Source organism: Arthrobacter sp. 05T410, assembly GCF_056396505.1.
This window is the reverse complement of record NZ_JBFTLP010000009.1, coordinates 45,000-62,058: the sequence shown is the minus strand read 5'-3', so window position 1 is coordinate 62,058 and position 17,059 is coordinate 45,000. Positions and strand designations below refer to the sequence as shown.

At 66.9% G+C, this 17,059-nt stretch carries 15 protein-coding genes; 11 read left to right on the top strand and 4 right to left on the bottom strand.

Annotated features, from left to right (window positions below; translation table 11 throughout):
- Positions 1-88: 88 nt before the first annotated feature.
- Entirely contained in the window at positions 89-2,524 is a 2,436-nt protein-coding gene (gene pdxA, locus AC1DFR_RS13380; protein ID WP_476873581.1) for a 4-hydroxythreonine-4-phosphate dehydrogenase PdxA, read from the bottom strand.
- 251 nt (positions 2,525-2,775) lie between these two features.
- On the opposite strand from pdxA, the gene AC1DFR_RS13375 reads away from it, so the two are divergent.
- From AC1DFR_RS13375 to AC1DFR_RS13330, 10 genes are all read left to right on the top strand, one after another.
- The gene (locus tag AC1DFR_RS13375) at positions 2,776-4,350 is read left to right on the top strand and encodes an ABC transporter substrate-binding protein (RefSeq protein WP_476873580.1); all 1,575 of its coding nucleotides are present in this window, start codon (positions 2,776-2,778) and stop codon (positions 4,348-4,350) included.
- A gap of 3 nt (positions 4,351-4,353) precedes the next feature.
- Positions 4,354-5,289 carry an ABC transporter permease gene (locus AC1DFR_RS13370; protein WP_459384046.1) on the top strand — a complete coding sequence of 312 codons (936 nt, stop codon included), beginning with the start codon at positions 4,354-4,356 and terminating at the stop codon, positions 5,287-5,289.
- Entirely contained in the window at positions 5,286-6,248 is a 963-nt protein-coding gene (locus AC1DFR_RS13365) for an ABC transporter permease (RefSeq protein WP_476873579.1), read from the top strand. Before AC1DFR_RS13370 ends, AC1DFR_RS13365 begins: the two co-directional genes overlap by 4 nt.
- A 1-nt stretch (position 6,249) precedes the next feature.
- A complete protein-coding gene (locus AC1DFR_RS13360; protein ID WP_476873578.1) occupies positions 6,250-7,125 on the top strand; it encodes an ABC transporter ATP-binding protein in 876 nt (291 codons plus the stop codon).
- Entirely contained in the window at positions 7,118-7,948 is an 831-nt protein-coding gene (locus AC1DFR_RS13355) for an ATP-binding cassette domain-containing protein (RefSeq protein ID WP_459384043.1), read from the top strand. Before AC1DFR_RS13360 ends, AC1DFR_RS13355 begins: the two co-directional genes overlap by 8 nt.
- Positions 7,949-8,023: 75 nt before the next feature.
- Positions 8,024-9,013 carry an aldo/keto reductase gene (locus AC1DFR_RS13350; protein ID WP_476873577.1) on the top strand — a complete coding sequence of 330 codons (990 nt, stop codon included), beginning with the start codon at positions 8,024-8,026 and terminating at the stop codon, positions 9,011-9,013.
- A gap of 66 nt (positions 9,014-9,079) precedes the next feature.
- A complete protein-coding gene (locus AC1DFR_RS13345) occupies positions 9,080-9,856 on the top strand; it encodes an HpcH/HpaI aldolase family protein (protein ID WP_476873576.1) in 777 nt (258 codons plus the stop codon).
- Positions 9,857-9,874: 18 nt separating this feature from the next.
- Positions 9,875-11,227 carry a sialidase family protein gene (locus tag AC1DFR_RS13340; RefSeq protein ID WP_476873629.1) on the top strand — a complete coding sequence of 451 codons (1,353 nt, stop codon included), beginning with the start codon at positions 9,875-9,877 and terminating at the stop codon, positions 11,225-11,227.
- 50 nt (positions 11,228-11,277) lie between these two features.
- Positions 11,278-11,988, top strand: coding sequence for an SDR family NAD(P)-dependent oxidoreductase (locus AC1DFR_RS13335; RefSeq protein ID WP_476873575.1), 711 nt, complete (start codon positions 11,278-11,280; stop codon positions 11,986-11,988).
- A 108-nt stretch (positions 11,989-12,096) separates the two neighbouring features.
- The gene (locus AC1DFR_RS13330) at positions 12,097-12,882 is read left to right on the top strand and encodes a DeoR/GlpR family DNA-binding transcription regulator (RefSeq protein WP_223915698.1); all 786 of its coding nucleotides are present in this window, start codon (positions 12,097-12,099) and stop codon (positions 12,880-12,882) included.
- Between the two features lie 125 nt (positions 12,883-13,007).
- Here AC1DFR_RS13330 and AC1DFR_RS13325 read toward each other — a convergent pair whose 3' ends face one another.
- Positions 13,008-13,409: an ester cyclase gene (locus AC1DFR_RS13325; RefSeq protein WP_476873574.1), complete on the bottom strand. Its 402-nt coding sequence runs from the start codon at positions 13,407-13,409 to the stop codon at positions 13,008-13,010.
- Positions 13,410-13,905: 496 nt separating this feature from the next.
- Positions 13,906-14,316: an ester cyclase gene (locus AC1DFR_RS13320; protein ID WP_476873573.1), complete on the bottom strand. Its 411-nt coding sequence runs from the start codon at positions 14,314-14,316 to the stop codon at positions 13,906-13,908.
- A 265-nt stretch (positions 14,317-14,581) separates the two neighbouring features.
- On the opposite strand from AC1DFR_RS13320, the gene AC1DFR_RS13315 reads away from it, so the two are divergent.
- The gene (locus AC1DFR_RS13315; protein WP_476873572.1) at positions 14,582-15,646 is read left to right on the top strand and encodes a sigma-70 family RNA polymerase sigma factor; all 1,065 of its coding nucleotides are present in this window, start codon (positions 14,582-14,584) and stop codon (positions 15,644-15,646) included.
- A gap of 25 nt (positions 15,647-15,671) precedes the next feature.
- Here AC1DFR_RS13315 and AC1DFR_RS13310 read toward each other — a convergent pair whose 3' ends face one another.
- Positions 15,672-17,033, bottom strand: a complete 1,362-nt coding sequence (locus AC1DFR_RS13310; RefSeq protein ID WP_476873571.1) for an MFS transporter — start codon at positions 17,031-17,033, stop codon at positions 15,672-15,674.
- Positions 17,034-17,059: the final 26 nt, after the last annotated feature.

Below are 17,059 nucleotides of genomic sequence, written 5' to 3'. Positions count from 1 at the left end.
AAGTCCAACATCAAACGAGAAAAGACCAGTTCTATCTGGCGGACCGACAGTCGCAACTCGAACGTGTACGCCCCGCCTGTGACAAAACTTAGGCCTGCAGCACCGGGCTCGGCGACATCTCCGCGGCCTGGCGCAGGGCCTCGATCATGCTGCGCACGTCCACGATGCCCTTGCCGGCGATGTCGAAGGCCGTGCCGTGGTCCACGGAGGTGCGGATCACGGGCAGACCCACGGTGATGTTGACGCCGGCCTCGATGCCCAGGACCTTCACAGGGCCGTGGCCCTGGTCGTGGTACATCGCCACGATCAGGTCGAAGTCGCCGCGGCCGGCCAGGAAAAACGCGGTGTCCGCCGGGAGCGGGCCGCGGGCGTCGATGCCATCGGCCTGGAGCTTCTCGATGGCCGGGGTGATCTTCTCCGCTTCCTCGCCGTAGCCGAAGAGGCCGTTCTCCCCCGCGTGCGGGTTGATCGCGCACACGCCAATCTTGGGGTTCGCGATGCCGGCGCGTTGCATGGCGCTGTGCCCGCGGCGGACGGTGCGTTCCACCAGGCCGGGTTCGATCTTGTTGATCGCGTCGATCAGGCCGATGTGCGTGGTGACATGGATGACCTTGACCTTGGGCGTGGAGAGCATCATGGACACTTCCTCAATCCCCATGAAGTGCGCCAGCAGCTCCGTGTGGCCCGGGTAGATGTGCCCGGCCTTGTGCAGCGCGGCCTTGTTCAGTGGGGCGGTGCAGATCCCCTGCACCTCGCCCTTCATCCCGAGCTCGCAGGCAATGCGGATGTAGTGGTACGCGGCGTTGCCGGCCTCGGCGGATTCCACACCCCAGGGCAGGTCGTGCGAGAGCAGTTTCGGATCAATCACGTTGATGCGGCCCGGTTCAAAGACGGCCTCGGCCACGTCCTGGATCTCCACGATGTCGGCCTGGACGCCGAGGGCCTTCGCACCGAGTTCCAGCCGGTACACGTCGCCGATGACGACGGGGCGGCAGTCCCGGTAGGCGTTTTCGGCCAGCAGCGCGCCCACCGTGACTTCGGGGCCGACGCCGGCGCCGTCGCCCATGGTGACGGCGATGACGGGGCGGGTGTCCTGTGCTGTTGCCTTCAAATCGGTGGCAGTCAACTCGGCGGCTTTCAAGACTGAATTCATGGTTTCTCCAGATTTTGCGGAAGGGTCGAGTGGTTTTTGGGATGCGGTGCCGGCCGGTTCGCTGGCCCGGCGGCTTTGGATGGAGTGGTAGAGCTGAAGGAGGGCGAGGTCGTCGCCGAAGCTGCCGGGCTTGGTGCCCACCAGCCTGCCGTCGTCGGCAAGACTGACCACGGCACCGTGCTGTTCGGCGCCGAGCGGTTCCAGCGCACGGATGCCGAGGCGCTCCAGGACCTCGCGGGCGGTCTCGCCGCCGGTCAGGATCAGATCGGGCCCGACGACGGCGGCAGGGCCCGGCGATTGCGCGTCCGGAGACTGCGGGTCCAAGACTCTGGAAACGAAGCGCCCCAGGTTCCTGACGATCGCGCCGGCTTCGTGGGGATCCACTTGCTCGGCGACGACGGTCAGGGCCACCGCCTCTCCGGCGCCCAGGGCCTCGCGGACCGTTCGTAGCTTCGCGGCTGTCCCGGGCTGCCGCAATTCCTCCGGGCTCAGCCCGACGAGGACAAATCCCCCGGCCTGCAGCTCCCGCAGTTGCCTGCGTGCGGCCCCGGACGCGGAGCCGACGACGGCGAGCACCGGCCGGGCGGCATGGCCTTCTGGGAGTTGTGAGGCACCTGAGCCCTCCGCGGACGTCTGCGCGTTTCGCGCAGGAACCGGGATCCCTATGCTCGCCCCAGCGCGCGCTCCGGGTCGTAAGGTCTGCGCGAGCACGGCAGCGATTCCGCCCGTGCCCACCAGGACGATCCCCCGGCCGCCGGCGGAATACTCCAGCCGCGACAGGGCATCGACCACGGCTTCCAGGTCTGCCTCAGTCTCGCCGTCGGCCACCACGGTCACTGCGTCATCGCCGGAGAACAACTGGCGGAGCCGTTCGGCCAGGTCCGGCGAGCGCACCGCGTCCAGATCCAGCGCCTGTGCAGAGCTTTGCGCCAGGACGTCTGCCACGCGGGAAGGCGGCGACGCCGATTCCGCGTGCCAGAGTCCGGTGCCGGCCAGCGGCACGCCGTCGGCATAGGGACGTCCGTCCACCACGGTCCGCCGCAGCTGCGGGAGGGCGCCGGCAACCAGCACGTGGCAGCCGAGGTCCGTCAGGGCCGCCACTTCGGCGCCCACGTTGCCGCGCCACAGCGAATCGATCTTCTTGAACAGCACGGGTGTACGCGCCGCCTCCCGGCTTCCAAAGACGCGTGCCACGGCGGCTGCCGCTTCCTCCGTGGAGGATGACCTGGAATGGGTGTCAACGACGACCACGTCGGAAGTCGCGGAAGATGGTTCGAGCAGGATCCGCGTGTCGAACCCCTGCCGGGCAAAGCACTCCCCTACTTCAGCGGCGCCGGAAAAGTCATCGGCCTGTATGAGCACTGTTGCCATGTTCCCTCCTTCCTTGGATTGAGCTGGCACTTGAATTGGCGATTCAGCTGGCACTTGAACTGGCCACTGGGCCAGTAATGAAGCTGGTTATCGAGCTCATCATCAAGCTTGCGATGTCCTCATCATGACACAACTGCGCGAATCGCGCTATCACTGTTGCGCATAACGCGCATTCATGGCAAGGTGATCCATGTAACACGGCGCAGGCCATCCGGTCCCCAGCCGTTCCCCGTTCTACCGAGAGGTCAACGATGACCGTTCTTCCTCAAGGAAGTGAGATTTCCCGGCGCCGCCTGTTGCAATTCGGCGGCTTGGCCGGACTTCTCCTGGGCACAGGCGCCGTCGCCGGATGTGCCGGCCCCACCGGCCTGCCGGGCCCCAGCACCCTGACCCTGGCGCTCAACCGGTCCCTGGTCAGCCTGGACAACAAACTCAACCAGTTCGACGCCGCCGTCACGGTCCAGCGCGCCGTACGCCAGGGACTCACCGCCATCGGCCCCGAAACCAAGCCCGTGCTGGTCCTGGCCGAAAGCTTCGTCATGACCTCCCCCACGGTATGGACGGTCCGGCTCCGCGAAGGCATCAAATACTCCGACGGCACGCCCCTGAAAATCGAGGACGTCGCCACGGCCCTGAAGATGTACCAGCAGGTCCAAGGCTCCTTCGTGGCCGGCTTCTTCCCCGAATTCCCCACCGTTGTACCCGTGGACGACCGGACGTTCCGGATGGAATCCAAGAAGCCCATTCCCATCCTGGACTCGCTCATGAGCATGATCCTGATCAGCCCCGCGGCCAAGAACAAGCCCCAAGAGCTGCAGGAAGGCGTGGGAACCGGCCCGTACGTCGTGACCAAGTTCAACCGCGGCGCCGGCACCTACAGCCTCAAGCGGAACGAGAACTACTGGGGCCCGGCCCCCAAGGTGGACAACGTCGAGGTCAGGTTCCTCCCGGAGGAATCCAGCCGCGTCATTGCGCTGCGCAGCGGCGAGGTGGATGTCATCGACTCCATCACGCCCGACTCGCGCGAACAGCTGGCCGGACTTCCCGGCGTCGTACTTAAAGAAGCCTCCAGCCTCCGGCTGAACCAGATCTTCTACAACTTCCGCAAGCCGGCCGGGCACCCGCTGGCCGACGTCCGGGTCCGCGAGGCCCTCAGCTGGGCCATCGACGGCGAAGCCCTGGTCAAGAACGTGCTGGTGAACTCCGTCAGCCAGGCCGAGGGCGTCACCCCGTCCAGCCTGACCGGCTTCGCCAAGACCGGCACCTACATCTACGATCCGGAGAAGGCCAAGGCCCGGCTCAAGGAGCTCGGCGTCACCGACCTGACCCTGAAGATCATCTGGGAAACCGGCGAATTCGCGTCCGACACCTCCGTGATGGAGGCCTTGGTGGAAATGTTCGGCAACATCGGCGTCAAGGCCCAGCTCCAGCAGTTCGAGCCCGGCGGCAACATCCTGGCCTGGCGCCAGGGCAAGGAAGGCGACTGGGACCTGCTGGGCAACGGCTTCAGCAGCCCCACGGGCCTGGCCATCACCATGATGCAGGGCATGTACGCCGGCACCGCGGAGAAGGAAAAGACCCGCGACACCTACCAGGGGTACGTAAATCCCGCAGTGCAGGCCAAGATCCAGGCCGCAGCGACCGAGGTTGATCCCATGCGCCGGCAGCAGCTGCTCGCAGTGGCACAAAAGGCCATCTGGGATACCTGGCCGTGCGCGTGGGCGTTCGTGCCCAAGTCCGTGCTGGCCCACCGGGATCGTGTGGGCGGCCTGTCGTTGGCCCCCACCAACTCCTACCCGCTTGTTGACGTCCGGCTGGAGGCCTAGATCATGACGAAGTACATCCTCAAGCGGCTCGGGCAGGGCCTGTTGACCGTGTTCCTCACGGTCTCCACCGTATTCATCCTGGTCCGGCTGGCCCCGGGCGACCCTGCCGTGGCCTACGCCGGCCCGCTGGCCACCACGGAAGAGCTCGCCAAGGTCCGGGAGCAGTTCGGCCTGGACCTGCCCCTGATTCAGCAGTACTGGATCTTCCTGCAGCAGCTTTTCACCGGAGACCTCGGCACCTCGTACTCCTTCCAGGCCCCGGCCATCCAGGTGGTGCTGGAGCGGATGCCGTACACATTGACCTTGGCCACCGCCTCGATCCTGCTCACCGCGGTGGTGGCCATCCCGCTGGGCGTCTGGATGTCCCGCCGCCCGGACACCAAGAAGGAATTCGGCGTCAACGTCCTGACCATCGCCGGGCAGTCCATGCCGGACTTCTGGACCGGCATCATGCTGCTGACCTTCTTCGCAGTCCTGATCCCGATCTTCCCGGCCTCCGGCTTCGCCACCTGGGGCGGCCTGGTCCTGCCGACCGTCACCATCGCCATCTTGCAGATCGCCCTGATCTCGCGGATGGTCCGGCGTGAAATGACCACGAACTTCGCCGCCCCCTACCTGACCGTGGCCCGTTCCCGCGGCGTCCGGAATTCTCTGCTGACTTGGCGCTACGCCATGGGCAACTCGGCCATCCCGGTCTTCACGGCCTTGGGCACCCGCTTCGCGGCCATGCTCAACGGTGTGGTGGTGGTGGAAGTGGTGTTCGCGTGGCCCGGCGTCGGCTCCCTGATCGTCCGTGCCCTCGAAACCCGCGATTACCCGCTGATCGTGGCCACCGTCCTGGTCACCGCACTGCTGGCGGTTGGAGTCCAGCTGATTATCGACCTCGCCTACCCCCTGCTTGATCCCCGCGTTCGTCTTGGAAAGGCGGCCACAGCATGAGCCTCAGCGACACCGCAACTCCTTCCGCAGGAAGTTCACCTGGAATCCCCTCTGGCCTTCAGACCGAGACACCCGCCCGGAAGCCCTCCCCGAGCGCCGTCACCAAGGACCTGATCGCCAAGGCCGCGGCCACCCGCCGCCGGATCTCCTCCCGGCTGAAGATCCGGGTCGGCATTGTCTGCACCCTGCTGGTGGTCATTCCCATCATGCTGGCCGGGTTCCTGCCGCTGCCGGACCCCAACCACCAGGACCTCGCCCAGCGCCTGCTGCCCCCGCTCACCGAAGGCCACCTGTTCGGCACCGACCAACTGGGCCGCGACCTGCTTTCCCGGGTCCTGCACGGCGGGCAGGTTTCGCTCACCATCGGCGTCCTGGCCGTGGTGGTCTCCGGCGTCCTCGGCGTCATTGCCGGCGCGGCCGCCGGTTACTTCGGCGGCCGTCTGGACACCGTGGTCTCCCGCCTGATTGAGGCGCAGATGTCCCTGCCGCTGCTGATGATGCTGCTGCTGGTGGTGGCGCTGTTCGGCGCGTCCATCCCCGTCATCACCTTCGTGATCGCCATCGCCCAATGGCCCGAGGTAGCGCGGCTGACCCGGTCCATGGTGCTCGTGGAACGCGAAAAGCCATACATCTCGGCCGCCCGGATCCTGGGCCTGCACCGCGTGCAGATCCTGATCCAGCACATCATCCCGAACGTCATCAAGCAGGCCACGCTGGTGGTCCTGCTCCTCCTGGCCCAGGCCGTGCTGCTGGAAAGCGCCCTGAGCTTCCTGGGCGCCGGCCCGCAGCGTCCGTTCGCCACGTGGGGCCGCATCATCTCCGACGGCCAGGACTACATCACCACCGCCTGGTGGCTCGTGACGCTGCCCGGCCTGGTGATTGTGCTCATGGTGGTGGGCGTGAACCTGTTCGGCGACGGCCTCCGCGACCGTCCCCGCCGCAAGAAGAAGGGTGCCTGAGATGACCTCCCATTCAAAAGTGACAGAACAGCCGCTGCTGGAGGTCTGCGACTTCCAGGTGGAACTGATCACCGACGCCGGAATTGTCCGCGCGGTGGATTGCGTCAGCTTCACCATCCACCGCGGCGAGACCGTCACGATCATCGGTGAGTCCGGCTCCGGAAAATCGACGACGGCGATGGGCCTCCTCCGGCTCCTGCCGGACGACCTCGCCGTGATCTCCGGGTCGGTCCGGATCGACGGCGTGGATGTGATCGCCGATTCCAAGGCGATCGACAAGGTCCGCGGCAGGACGCTCGCGCTGATCCCGCAGGACCCCATGACGGCGCTGAGCCCCGTGCACTCCATCGGCAACCAGCTGTTCGAAGCCATCCGGATCGCCGGCGCGGCCTCGAAGGACAAGGGCGCCGTCCGTGCCCGCGCCATCCGGCTGCTGGAGCAGGTCCACATCCCCACCCCGGATGCGCAGTTGAAGAAATACCCGCACCAGCTCTCCGGCGGCATGCTCCAGCGCGTCCTGATCGCCATCGCGCTGGCCAGCGAACCGCAGCTGCTGGTCGCCGACGAGCCCACGTCCGCGCTGGATGTCACCGTGCAGGCCGGCATCCTGGACCTGCTGCTCGAGCTGCAGGAACAACGCGGCATCGGCATCCTGATGATCACGCACGACCTCGGGGTGGCCCGGCTGATCTCGGACCGGATCCACGTCATGAAGGACGGCGCGTTCGTCGAGTCCGGCGAGGTCCAGCAGATCGTGGACAACCCCGCCACCGAATACACCCGCAAGCTGCTCGCCGCCATCCCCGTCCTGGGTGCATGGGACGAAACGCCGGCCGCCAGCACCGCCCTGACCATGACCGGAGCCCGCCATGAATAAGCCGTTCCTTTCCGTCGAAAACCTCGTGGTGGACTACCACGTCTCCGGCGGAACCTTCCGGGCCGTGGACGACGTCTCCTTCTCGGTGGAGAAGGGCAAGACGATCGCCGTCGTCGGGGAATCCGGCTGCGGAAAGTCCACCATCGCCAAAGCGCTTATGCGTCTGGTCACGCCGACCAGCGGCCGGATCGAGCTGGACGGAACGGACCTGGCGCCGCTCAGCGAAGCCAAGCTCCGGCCCCTGCGCTCGAAGTTCCAGATGGTCTTCCAGGACCCCTACGGTTCCCTGGACCCGCACCTCACGGCGCAGGAAATCGTGGCCGAGCCGCTGAAGCTCCAGGGTGTCCGGTCGCGGAAGGAGCGGCACAAGGCGGCGGCCAGCCTCATCGACCAGGTGGGCCTGCCGGTCGCATCCCTGGACAAGCACCCGTCAGAGTTCTCCGGCGGGCAGCGGCAGCGGATCGGGATTGCCCGGGCGCTGGCGTCCAAGCCGGAACTGCTGGTCTGCGACGAGGCCACGAGTGCGCTCGACGTCTCGGTGCAGGCCCAGGTGCTCCGGCTGCTGAAATCCATCCAGGACGAAACCGGCATCACCTACGTCTTCATTTCCCACAACCTCGGCGTGGTGCAGGAGATCAGCGATACCGTGATGGTCATGCAGCGCGGCAAGCTTGTGGAGCACGGAACGACGGCGCAGGTGCTGACCGCGCCGGCCGAGGACTACACCCGCCGGCTTCGCCGGGCCGCCCTCGATCCGTCCACCATGAGCGGGCTGAAGCCGCGGCACCTGGTCTCGTCGCTGGCGCTGAAGACCAGCGCCTGAGCACGCTGGGCATCCAACCGTAAGCCACCCACCCGTCAACGCAACTCCGTCAACGCAACCGCGAGGAATCAACCAATGAGCATCCAGCCCGAAGGCACCCCAGTGGACGGCCTGAAGCTACCGATCTCCAGGCTCGTCCTGGGCACCATGACCTTCGGCGACACCGCCGATGAGGCCACCGCGGGACGGATGGTGGAGGAGGCGCTCGCCGCCGGCATCACCACCATCGACACCGCCAACGCCTACGTCGGCGGAGCAACCGAGGAGATGCTGTCACGCCTCCTGAAGGACCGCCGGGCCGACGTCGTCCTCGCCTCCAAGGCGGGCATGCCGCACCCGGACCACGGCCAGCACGCCCCGCTGTCCAGGGAGGGCTTGCGCAACAGTGTGGAGGGCAGCCTCCGCCGGCTCGGCGTGGACAGCATCGACCTCTTCTACCTGCACCAGCCGGACCGGGCCACGCCGCTGCAGGAAACCCTGGGCACCGTGGCCGAGCTCGCCGCCGAAGGCAAAATCGGTGCCCTGGGCGTGTCCAACTTCGCGGCCTGGCAGATCGCCGACGTCATCCACGTGGCCCGCGAAGTGGGCGCACCGCGTCCGGTGGTCGCGCAGCAGCTCTACAACCTCGTGGCCCGCCGGGTGGAGGAGGAATACCTCGAATTCGCCGCCACGCACCAAGTGCACACCATGGTCTACAACCCCTTGGGCGGCGGCCTGCTGACCGGCAAGCACAGCTTCGACGCCAAGCCGACCGAGGGACGCTATGGCGACTCCAAGTTGGCCGCCATGTACACCCAGCGGTACTGGGACAAGCAGCTCTTCGAGGCCGTCAACGAACTGTCCCTCATTGCGCAGGAGCTTGGCATCAGCCTGGCCGAACTTTCCCTGCGCTGGCTCGCCTACCGCAAGGGCGTCGGCTCGATGCTGCTCGGCGGGTCCAAGGTGGAGCAGCTGCAGGCCAACATCGCCGCCGTGGCCAAGGGCCCGCTGCCGGAAGACGTCTCCGAGGCGTGCGACGCCGTCGGCTCCGGCCTCCGCGGCCCCATGCCCGCCTACAACCGCTGACATACGAAACCACTCCCCGACTGAACTCCCTGACTGAATTCCCTGACTGAAGGCAGAAGACACGACATGACATCCGAACTCGCTACCGAATTCGCCCGCAAGATCCGCGCCCGCGAACAGGCCGTCGGCTACTGGGCGGTCCTGGACGCGCCCGTCGCCACCGAGCGGATCAGCCGGCTCGGCTATGACTACGTGGCGCTGGACGCGCAACACGGACTGCTCGGCTACTCGGGCGTGCTGAACGGGCTCATGGCGATCGACGCCGGGCACACCGCCGTCGGCATGGTGCGGGTGGAGGACAACAACTTCACCGCGATCGGCAAGGCGCTGGACGCCGGCGCCGTCGGCGTGATCGTCCCGCTCGTGAACAGCGCGGCCGATGCCGCCGCAGCGGTCGCCGCAGCCAAGTATCCGCCGATGGGCGGCCGGTCCTACGGACCTATGCGCTCTGCCCTGCGGATCGGCCCGGTTCCCGCCGACGCCAACGCGGCCACCCTGGTCTTCGCCATGATCGAGACCCCCGAGGGGCTGGCCAATGTTAAGGAAATCTGCCAGACGCCCGGACTGGACGGCATCTACGTGGGGCCCTCGGACCTCGCCATCGCCGTCGGCGGCGCCTTCCCGGGCGATCCCGCCGTCGAAACGGAATTCAACGCCGCGCTGGAGACGATCGCGGACGCGGCAGCCGCCGCGGGCGTGGCCGCGGGCATCCACACGCCGGCCGGCGACGTCGCCGCGCTCCGGCTGCGCCAGGGCTACACGTTCACCACGATCGCCTCCGACCTGACCCACCTGGAGCTGGCCGCCAAGGCCCACCTGGCTGCCGCGACCGCAAAGGACTGACCTGTGTCTTCAACAGATGTGACAGCAACCGACTCGCCCCTCGCTCAGACTGCCGGCACTCAGGCTCCCGGGACCGCCGGCTACAGCACCATCACGCCCGACGGCCAGGTCAAGGAAGCCGGCGGCAGCCTGTACGCGTACCTGCCGGCGCCTACCGTGCAGAGCCACGCCGCGAACCTCCTGACACTTCCGGACGGCCGGCTCGGCTGCGTGTGGTTCGGCGGAACCCAGGAAGGCGTGCCGGACATCTCGATCTGGTTCTCCGCCCTGGAACCGGGCAGCCGCCAGTGGTCGCCGGCCGCGCAGCTCTCCGACGACTCCGCCCGCTCGGAACAGAACCCCATCCTGTTCGCCGCCCCGGATAACCGGCTGTGGCTGCTGTACACCGCGCAGAAGGCGGGCAACCAGGACACCGCCGAGGTCCGCCGCCGCATCTCCACGGACAGCGGCCGCACCTGGGGCCCGGTGGAGACCCTGGTCGCCGCCAACGCCACCGGCGGCGTGTTCGTCCGGCAATTGCCGGTGGTGCTGCCGTCCGGCCGCTGGATCATCCCGATCTTCCGCTGCATCACCACCCCGGGCGAGAAGTGGGTGGGCAACAGCGACGACAGCGCCGTCATGATCTCCGACGATGCCGGCACCACGTGGAGTGAGCATGTCCTCCCGGGCAGCCTGGGCTGCGTGCACATGAACATCCAGCCGGTGGCGGACGGGTCCCTGCTGGCCCTGTTCCGGAGCCGCTGGGCCGACTCGATCTACGAATCCCGGTCCACCGACGGCGGCACCACCTGGAGTGAGCCCGTCCCCACCGAGCTGCCGAACAACAACTCCTCCATCCAGTTCGTGGCCCTGGCCGACGGCCGGCTCGCGCTGGTCTACAACCACAGCCGGGCCGAGGCCTCCACCGAGCGGCGGCTCTCGCTTTACGACGAGATCGACGACGACGGCCTGGCCGAGGAACAGGGGCAGATCACCGAGCAGGTGGTCACCACAGGGCCGGTCACCGACTCTGCTGCCGGCGGTTCAGTTCCAGTCAACGGCGGCGAACGGAAGGCCTTCTGGGGCACCCCACGATCCCCGATGACGCTCGCGATCTCCGAGGACTCCGGCCGCAGCTGGCCCATCCGGCGCAACCTGGACGTCGGCGACGGCTACTGCCTGTCCAACAACTCCCGCGACGGCCTGAACCGCGAATACTCCTATCCCTCCATCCACCAGGGCCCGGACGGCGCGCTCAACATCGCCTACACGTACTTCCGGCAGGCCATCAAGTACGTCCGCGTGGATCCCCAGTGGGCCTACGACGGCACGGGCACGCCCGGCGAAACGGCTGCAGAATTAGCCGGCCGGGCAGGCGACGCCAAGCAGTAAAAGATGGAGAGCAGCAAAGGATGGAGAGCAGTAAAGGAGGGGGCGCAGTCATGACCGAAGCAACAGCGGCCGCTGGGCTGACGACGGCGGCGCCGCACGCCGTCGTGACCGGCTGCAGCTCGGGCATCGGCAAGGCCATTGCCGTCCGGCTGCTGGCGGACGGCTGGCACGTGACCGGGCTCAGCCGGAGCGAGCCCGCGCTGGGGCCGGGCTTCCAGTGGCGGCAGGCGGACCTCTCGGACCCGGCGTCCCTGGCCGGGTGCGTCGGGGGTCTGGCCCCGGTGAATGCCCTGGTCCACGCCGCCGGCTTCCAGCGGACCGCCGTCCTGGGTGAACTGGACCCTGAGGCGCTGGCCGGGATGTTCACCGTCCATGTGGCGGCCGCGAGCAGCCTGGCCAACGCCCTGGTTCCGCGGATGCCGGACGGCGGCCGGGTGCTGCTGGTGGGCAGCCGGACCTCTACCGGTTCCCCCGGCAAGAGCCAGTACGCGGCCACCAAGGCCGCGCTGCTTGGCCTGGGCCGGACCTGGGCGCAGGAGCTGGCACCCCGCGGGATCACGGTGAACGTGCTGTCCCCCGGGCCCACGGACACGCCGATGCTCGCCGATCCGGGCCGGTCTGCCACGCCGCCGGTCCTGCCCGCCCTGGGACGGCTCGTGGACCCGGAAGACGTGGCCGCACTGGCCGGATTCCTGCTGGGGCGCCACGGGAAATCCATCACGGGACAGAACTATGTGATCTGCGGCGGCGCGTCCCTATGAAGGCATGGGCGGTGAGCGAATGCGGTCAGGATTGCATAGCATGAGGACAGCAACGTACCGCTCGGTACAGCTACGGATGCAGCAGCAGCCGGTGAAGGAGAGCCAACGATGACTACCGCGAAAGCCAGGCGCGAAGAGATCTACCACCTCGCCGTGACCACGGGCCTGGCGTCCGTGGAAGAACTGTCGCGGCACTTCGCCGTGACCGCCTCCACAATCCGGCGGGACTTGGCCCAGCTGAACGAGCAGGGAAAACTCGCCCGGACCTATGGCGGCGCCGTGGCGCTGGGCGCGCACCCCGAACCGTCCCTGCGCCAGCGGACCGGCGAGGCCTTCGAACAGAAACAGGCCATCGCCGCCTGGGCGGCCGCCGAGGTCAAGGAGGGCGAAAGCATCCTGCTCGACGGCGGCTCGACCGTCGGGGCGATGGCGCATGCCCTCCGGGACAGGGAGAACCTTTCCGTCACCACGCCGGGCATCAACACGCTCCAGGAACTCGCCGACTCCCCGGGCATCCAGGTGGACTGCCTGGGCGGACGGCTCCGCGGGCTCAGCCAGACCTTCGTGGGTCCCATTGCCGAGGCAGCCCTGGAGCGGATGAGCTTCGACCGGGTGTTCCTCGGCGCGGACGCCGTCACTGTGGACGCCGGCCTGTGCGAGGCCGACCAGGCGCAGACGCGCCTCAAAGAACTGATGGCTCGCCGCGGCAATACCGTCTACGTTCTGGCGGATTCCACCAAGCTCGGCAAACGACCCTTCCACGCCTGGGTGCGGCTCCCCGCCCCCTGGATCCTCGTCACGGACAACCGCGCGGACCCGGAGCAGGTTGAACTCTTCAGGCAATCCGGTGTGACGGTCCAACTCGTCGACATGGCGCCGGCGCAGGCCGCCTGAGCTGACGATCGACGTCGAACGGCTGTCCGCGTTTCCCTGTGGGGAACGTGGACAGCCTATTTATTGCGTGCTGATATTGCGTGTTCCGGCCGTGATCGCGCCGGCCCTGTTGTTTGTCGCCTGGTTCACGCAACGGCCACGGCACCAATCTGCTGCATGAGGCCCAGGTTGTCCGTCGTGCCCCAGTGCTCGGCCACTTTTCCGTCCTCGACACGGATGATGTCAGTGCAATCGAACTCGACGCTCTTGCCCGTTGCCGGGATGCCGGCCAGTTCCCCGCGATGCGTACCCGTGAGAATCACATGGCATGCCTCCAGGTTTCCAGCCATCACCTTGGGCTCGATCTCTTTGACCTTGATGTCCGGGAAAGCCGACCGCATCGTGTTCACGAAGAACTTGACGCCGTCCTTGCCCGGCGGTTGCCCGGGCAGGGCCTCTTCGTGATCCACATAGCTGTCCGCGGCCAACTCATCAACGAGGGCGAGGTTTCCGCTCTCAATGACGTCTCTGTAAAACCGCTCAATCAATCCAACACCTTCAGACTTTTCCGACTCCTTGTGGGCTCGAGACCGAATTTTGATCCCCCCAGCGCAGTGCCCCGGCAGTATGCGCAGACCACCCCGGAGGGACCCCCCGTTTTGACTCAGCAGGCAGGTGTGGCTCCGCAGGCAGGCATCAGCGATCCGCTTAGAGCGCCGAGCAACAGTGTGAAAAAGCGAGTGAAGAACGGGCGAAACGCCTCGTTAAGGCAGAAGATATTCCGGTGCTTCGGGGCTGTCAAGATGCCTTGGCCGGCGCCGCTCCCAGCCCTGCCGACGCCGTCACCCAAGAGCAACGCGGGGTCACTTTGCGCCCATCCCAGCTGCCGGGATGGGCCGTAAGTGACCCCGTGTTGCTGTTGGAAGGCAGCAGGCGCCGCACGCCACGTTCCAACCATCCGTTGCACCTTCCCGTTTTATGCGTACGCCCGGAAAATACTCGACACCTAATCGTCCCGGGCCAGCGAGAACATGGCGCCGGCTGTTATTCCGGCAGGGCTCCGATCTGCTGCATGAGGCTCATGGTGTCCGTGCTACCCCAGTGCTCGGCGATCTTACCGTCCTGGACGCGGACGATGTCGGTCCCGCCGAATTCGACCGTTTTGCCGGTCGCCGCAATACCCATCAGGTCGCCCTTGTGGGTGCCGGTCATCACAACATGGGCAGCCTCAAGGTTTCCATCGGAGAGAGTCGGCTCGGCTTCCTTGACCGAGATGTCGGGGAATGCGTTTCGGATGGCACTGGCGAAGAACCGTGCGCCCTCTTTGCCGGACGGCTGTCCGGGAAACGCCGGTTCATGGTCGATGAAGTCGTCCGTGATCATTTCATCGACGAGGGCGAGGTTGCCGCCGGCGAGAACTTCCGAGTAGAAGCGATTGATCAACGTGCTGGACATTCTGGGCTCCTTCAGGTGCAAGAGACCGTTGTGGCTGTCCGCCGGCACTATCCATTGGCCCCGGCAGATGCGCCCGGGCTGAGCGCTGAAATTGATGGGAACGGGGCGAATTGCCTCGTTAAGGCAGAAGATATTCCGAGGCTTCAAGGGTGTCAAGATGCGCTGATTACCCCCGTTTGTTGTGCCCGCCCCAGCCCCGCCGAATATTGTCACACCGGCCACGTAGTCTGCCTTCACGAGCATGAACCGTCCGGCAGGGGATGACATGGCTGACCCAATCCACGGGGTAATCGGCAGGGCACCGTCCCTGCCCGCGGCAGGTGCTTGGGTCCCTGAAGCGTTCGATTCGGATGACGCTGGCCGGGCGCAACATCTGCAAGCCGGTGGCGGGTTGACCGATGACGCCGTCGCTGACTACCTGCGCCGCCTGGGCCAATACGATTTGCTCACCGCCGAGCAGGAAGTGGAACTGGCGCAAGAAATCGAGGCGGGACTATTCGCGGAACGGCTCTTGGTGGATGGCACATCGCGGCCCGGCCAGGATACAGCCGACCTTCGGACCATCATCCTTCTGGGCCAGCGTGCCGCCGACACGTTGTTCCACGCCAACCTCCGGCTCGTCGTGTCGATCGCCAAGCACTACACCCACCGGGGCCTCGACTTTGAGGACTTGATCCAGGAAGGAAACCTGGGACTCCACACGGCTGTCTGCAAGTTCGACTTCACCAAGGGTTTCAGATTCTCCACCCACGCCACATTCTGCATCCGCGGCGGCATCCTCAAGGCGCTGACTGAACAGGCACGCCTGATCCGGCTGCCGGGCAACGTCGTCGACCAGCTGCAGAAGATACGGTCAGCGCAACGGACGGCCGCCATGACAGGGACCGTCTGCAACAAGGAAGATCTCAGCCAACTGACCGGAATTCCAATCGGAAAGGTTGAGTGTCTGCTTTCCGTGGACCGGCCGGCCTGTTCCTTGGACTCGTGGGTGCCCGACGGCCGGGGCGGGACCGAAGCCCTCGCCGAACAGCTGTTGGTTTCCTCCGACCACGACGCAACCGATGCGCTCTTCCATCAACAGATGAATACACAGGTACATGCCGTACTCAGCACGCTCGAGGTCCGGGAAGCCCAGGTCATTGCGATGCGCTTCGGCATCACGGGCGGCGGAGCGAAAACCTTAGCCGCGGTAGCGGAAACCTACGGCATGACCCGAGAACGCATCCGCCAGATCGAGGTCACCGCGATGGAGAAGCTCAGGCACCCGTCCCGGTCCGACGCCCTGCGGCAGTATCGGATTGAGAGTCAGGGCATATCCGGCAGGGAGTAGACGTCGGCTCGCGCAGCGCCGGACCTCAGGGCCGCCGCTCCCGCCACTGCAGCGACACGACAAGCACCACCGAGCCCAGCCCCAGCATCACGAACACCATCAGCCCCCAGTTCGCCTGCGTCACGCCGCTCCCATAGAAGATGCCGATCAGCACGGTGGCCGTGATGGCGCCGAGGTAGCGGCAGGTCTGGAAGATCCCGGCGGCCACCCCCCGCTCCTCCGGCCGGGTGGACACGTACATGCCCTGGCTCGAGGAAATGGCGACCACGCAGTACGGCACACCCAGCAGGGCGGTCAGCGCGAGCACCAGCGGGGCTGCGAGGGACACCGTCAGCAGCCACATCGCCGCAGACGCGACGAGGAGCAGCACGACGCCGGCGATCAGCACCCGCCGCACGCCGAACCGGTCGATCGCGCGGACCGCGAACGGCGTCCCGACCACGGAGATCGCGGCGAGCGGCAGCATCAGCAGGCCCACGACGCCGGGATTGTAGCCGCCCGCGGTCTGCAGCAGCTGCGGCAGCCCGAAGAACGCGAAGTAGTAGACGCCGTTGAACAGCGCAAAACCCAGGTAGACCAGCAGCAGCGGCCGGTTGCGGCCCAGCAGCCGCAGGTCAAGGAAGGGCGGGCTGAACCGCAGCTCCCGCCACGCGAACAGCGCCGCAAGGGCCAGCCCGCCGCCCAGCAGCCACCACCGGTAGTCGGGCAGCACATTCAGCATCGCCATCATCACCAGCACCAGGGCACCGATGAAGGCCCCAATCCCGGGCAGGTCAGAGTCGCGCACCAGTTCCGACACCCGGCCGCGTTCCCGGGCACCGTCGGCCGGGGCAAAGCGCCGGACCACAAGGATCGCCAGCAGCGAGAGCGGGACGTTGATCAGGAACAACGCCTGCCAGCCCACCAGGCTCACCAGCAGGCCTCCCACCACGGGCCCGACGGCGGCCGCCGACGTGTTCGCCATCTGGATCCGGCCCAGCGGCCGGGTGGACTTCACGTTCGCCTCCCGCGCCAGCGCGGCGACCATGACGACGGCGCTCGGGTACGCCGTCGCGGTGCCGAGGGCCATGAACGCCCGCGCTACGCAGAGCAGCGCGAAGTTGGGCGCAAAAGGCGCGAGCGCGCAGGTCACTGCCACCAGGGCCATGCCCAGCAGGAACAGACGCCGCGGGCCGAAGCGGTCCGCCAGCCGGCCCATCAGCGGCTGGCCGGCCGCGGAGGTGAGGTAGAACGCCGTGATCACCCAGGTGACCGTGGCGACGTCGAGCCCGAAGTCCTCGCGCAGCACCACCAGGGCGACAGCGATCATCGACGAATTCAACGGGTTCAGCGACGTGCCGAGGCTGAGGCCGGCGACGGCCAGGCCTGCACGGGGAGAGTTGCTCACGGCAACAGTCTGTCCTACGACGCCGG

Bases quoted from the DNA above. Each gene is read 5' to 3' on its own strand.
- pdxA (WP_476873581.1), bottom strand. From the start codon at position 2,524: ATGGCAACAGTGCTCATACAGGCCGATGACTTTTCCGGCGCCGCTGAA.
- AC1DFR_RS13375 (WP_476873580.1), top strand. From the start codon at position 2,776: ATGACCGTTCTTCCTCAAGGAAGTGAGATTTCCCGGCGCCGCCTGTTG.
- AC1DFR_RS13370 (WP_459384046.1), top strand. From the start codon at position 4,354: ATGACGAAGTACATCCTCAAGCGGCTCGGGCAGGGCCTGTTGACCGTG.
- AC1DFR_RS13365 (WP_476873579.1), top strand. From the start codon at position 5,286: ATGAGCCTCAGCGACACCGCAACTCCTTCCGCAGGAAGTTCACCTGGA.
- AC1DFR_RS13360 (WP_476873578.1), top strand. From the start codon at position 6,250: ATGACCTCCCATTCAAAAGTGACAGAACAGCCGCTGCTGGAGGTCTGC.
- AC1DFR_RS13355 (WP_459384043.1), top strand. From the start codon at position 7,118: ATGAATAAGCCGTTCCTTTCCGTCGAAAACCTCGTGGTGGACTACCAC.
- AC1DFR_RS13350 (WP_476873577.1), top strand. From the start codon at position 8,024: ATGAGCATCCAGCCCGAAGGCACCCCAGTGGACGGCCTGAAGCTACCG.
- AC1DFR_RS13345 (WP_476873576.1), top strand. From the start codon at position 9,080: ATGACATCCGAACTCGCTACCGAATTCGCCCGCAAGATCCGCGCCCGC.
- AC1DFR_RS13335 (WP_476873575.1), top strand. From the start codon at position 11,278: ATGACCGAAGCAACAGCGGCCGCTGGGCTGACGACGGCGGCGCCGCAC.
- AC1DFR_RS13330 (WP_223915698.1), top strand. From the start codon at position 12,097: ATGACTACCGCGAAAGCCAGGCGCGAAGAGATCTACCACCTCGCCGTG.
- AC1DFR_RS13320 (WP_476873573.1), bottom strand. From the start codon at position 14,316: ATGTCCAGCACGTTGATCAATCGCTTCTACTCGGAAGTTCTCGCCGGC.
- AC1DFR_RS13315 (WP_476873572.1), top strand. From the start codon at position 14,582: ATGGCTGACCCAATCCACGGGGTAATCGGCAGGGCACCGTCCCTGCCC.